This window comes from Trebonia sp., assembly GCF_049794275.1.
Taxonomy (GTDB): domain Bacteria; phylum Actinomycetota; class Actinomycetes; order Streptosporangiales; family Streptosporangiaceae; genus Trebonia.
This window is the reverse complement of sequence record NZ_JBARCR010001213.1, coordinates 1-2,385: the sequence shown is the minus strand read 5'-3', so window position 1 is coordinate 2,385 and position 2,385 is coordinate 1. Positions and strand designations below refer to the sequence as shown.

The window sequence follows — 2,385 nt, the reverse complement described above, 5'->3', positions numbered from 1 at the left end:
GTGTCCGGCGCCAGCCCTGCTCTCGCGGCGCTCGCCGCCAGCCGCGCGGCCGACGAGGCGCTGCCGCACTCGCCGCAACTGCTGCACCAACTGGCGGCACCGTCCTCCTCCTCCTCCTCCGCCGCCGCCACGAACCAGGCGACTGCGCTGACCACCGTACGGGGCATCGACGTCGCCTCCTACCAGCACCAGAACGGGGCGGCCATCAGCTGGGCCTCGGTCGGGCGGGCGGGTTACAAGTTCGCCGCCATCAAGACGACCGAGGGCAACTATTACGTCAACCCGTATGCCATCAGCGACATCGTCTCCGCCATGTCGGCCGGGCTGTACGCCACCGTCTACCACTTCGCGATTCCCAACATCACGACCGGCGCTGTCCAGGCGCAGTTCGCGCTGAAGTACTCGAAGTACCGGTCCGGCGGCCGGGCGCTGCCGCTGATGCTGGACATCGAGTACGACCCGTACGTGAGCACCGACCACACCAACGAGTGCTACGGGCTGAGCGCCGCCGCGATGCGGACGTGGATCTCGTCGTTCGTCTCGACCGCGCGCTCGGCGACCGGGCAGTACCCGATCATCTACACCACGGCGAACTGGTGGGACACCTGCACCGGCTCCAGCACCGCCTTCGGCGCCGATCCGATGTGGGTGGCGGCCTACGGCGTCAGCAGCCCGCCGATGCCGGCCGGCTGGCGGGCCTATACGTTCTGGCAGTACTCCAGCAGCGGCACGGTGTCCGGGGTCAGCACCTCCGGCGGCACCGACCTCAGCTACTTCAACCCGAGCGTGGTCGGCCTGATCGATCCCGGCAGCCAGGCGAGCAAGGGCGGCGCCAAGGTCGGCATGCAGGTCGCCTCCCTGGACGCGCTGGCCAGGGCGACGCTGAAGTTCACGGCATCCGGGCTGCCACCTGGCCTGTCGATCACCGCCGCCGGCGACATCACCGGCACGATCAAGAAGGGCACCGCCGGAGCCGTCAAGACTTACCGGGCGACCGTCACGGCGAAGAACGGCGCGGGTGCCACCGCGTCGGCGACGTTCAGCTGGCAGGTCACGGGCTGACGGCCCGCACCCTGGCCGATCCCCGAGGCCGCCTCGGCGAGCTTGCCGGGCTTCTCTTCAAAGTTTGCGCCGGGGCACTCGTGGCCGCGGCGATGTCAGGTCTTCGCCGCTGAGAGGTCTTCTCCGTCGACAGACGCCCCAACGCACAGGAGGCGGAAATGACGGAGACAGCCGCGGATATCACTCGCCGGCGAGAGGGCGGGACACCGGACCCGTCGCTGGATGCGCAGGCTGCGGCCGCGCTCAGCGCGTTGTTCGACGCTCGACCCGGCGTCTTGGCGGACCTCGAGAAAGTCGGGCCCGCCCATGCCCACCTGGGGCAGGAACGGCAGCGCGAAGCCGACGCGCTGCAGGCGCAGACCACGGCCGAACAGCACGCGGCCGGTGTCACCGCCAAGCTGGACCTAGCCGGCCATCGGTTCGCCGGATTCACCCTGGGCGCCGTCATCGTGGCCGTGCTGCTGTTCTTCGACGCTGTTCCGCTCAACTGGGCGGTGCAGGCCTTCGGCCTGCCGAACGCGGCGACATGGCTGGTCACGGGGATCATGCTGGTGGCGTCCGCCGGTGCCATGGCAGGCCTTGAGCTAACTCGCGACGAGCCGCGCCAGCGCGGCATCCTGCTGACCCTCATGGCGACCGCCTACGTCGCCTTGGGCGTACTCCGCACCGCGTTCCTGGTGACGGTGGCGGACGAGTCGCTGGCCGTCGCGGTCCTCCAGGCGGTGCTGCTCAGCGCCATCTCCGCGGGCCTAGTGGTCTGCGGGTCGGCGGTCATGGCCAGGACCCGTCCGCTGGCCCTCGCCCGTGCCCTGTCCGCCGCGAAACGCGCCTGCCGCAAGACGGTTGCCTGCCGCCAAGCGCGGCGCCAGGTGGAAGAGAAGATGCAGCACCACTGGGTGGTGCTGCAGCGGACGCTGCGGGAGTGGTCCCTCACGTCGGCCGCGCCGGCCGAGGTGAGCCAGGCCGACTGGGCAACTGCGCTCGAGCACGCCATGAGCGCGCTCTTCCCAAGGTGGTGAAGGGCCTGCGGCGGCCTCCACTCGACACGTGTGGTACCGAGGCAGACGACTGCGTGTTCGCGGTGTCCGCCGACTGGGATGCCGCCCAGAGCATGCTGCGCGCACTGCCCGCCGGGGCCGCCGGCGGGGCCAGCCTGGTGCCGGTCCCCGGTGTAGAGCTGGTCTTCGATCGGGCCAGCGGCCGGTTGTCGCAGCTCGTAGCCGACGTAGCCGACCAGAGCGGCGCGGCGGAGCCAAGCGGGGCCCTGGTCGCCTTCGTGCGCACGATGTTCGGGGACGCCGCGGCGGCCGAGCTACGTCAGGC

General features: G+C 70.6%; 3 protein-coding genes. All 3 read left to right on the top strand.

Going from position 1 to position 2,385, the window contains the following annotated elements:
• Window positions 1–1,062: GH25 family lysozyme (locus WA805_RS29840; protein ID WP_425243992.1), on the top strand; the 1,062-nt coding region annotated here is incomplete at its 5' end.
• A gap of 158 nt (window positions 1,063–1,220) precedes the next feature.
• Complete coding sequence (locus tag WA805_RS29835) at window positions 1,221–2,081, top strand: hypothetical protein (RefSeq protein ID WP_425243991.1); 861 nt, start codon at window positions 1,221–1,223, stop codon at window positions 2,079–2,081.
• A 53-nt stretch (window positions 2,082–2,134) separates the two neighbouring features.
• The coding region (locus tag WA805_RS29830) for a hypothetical protein (RefSeq protein WP_425243990.1) at window positions 2,135–2,385 on the top strand (251 nt) is incomplete at its 3' end.

Bases quoted from the DNA above. Each gene is read 5' to 3' on its own strand.
- WA805_RS29835 (WP_425243991.1), top strand. From the start codon at position 1,221: ATGACGGAGACAGCCGCGGATATCACTCGCCGGCGAGAGGGCGGGACA.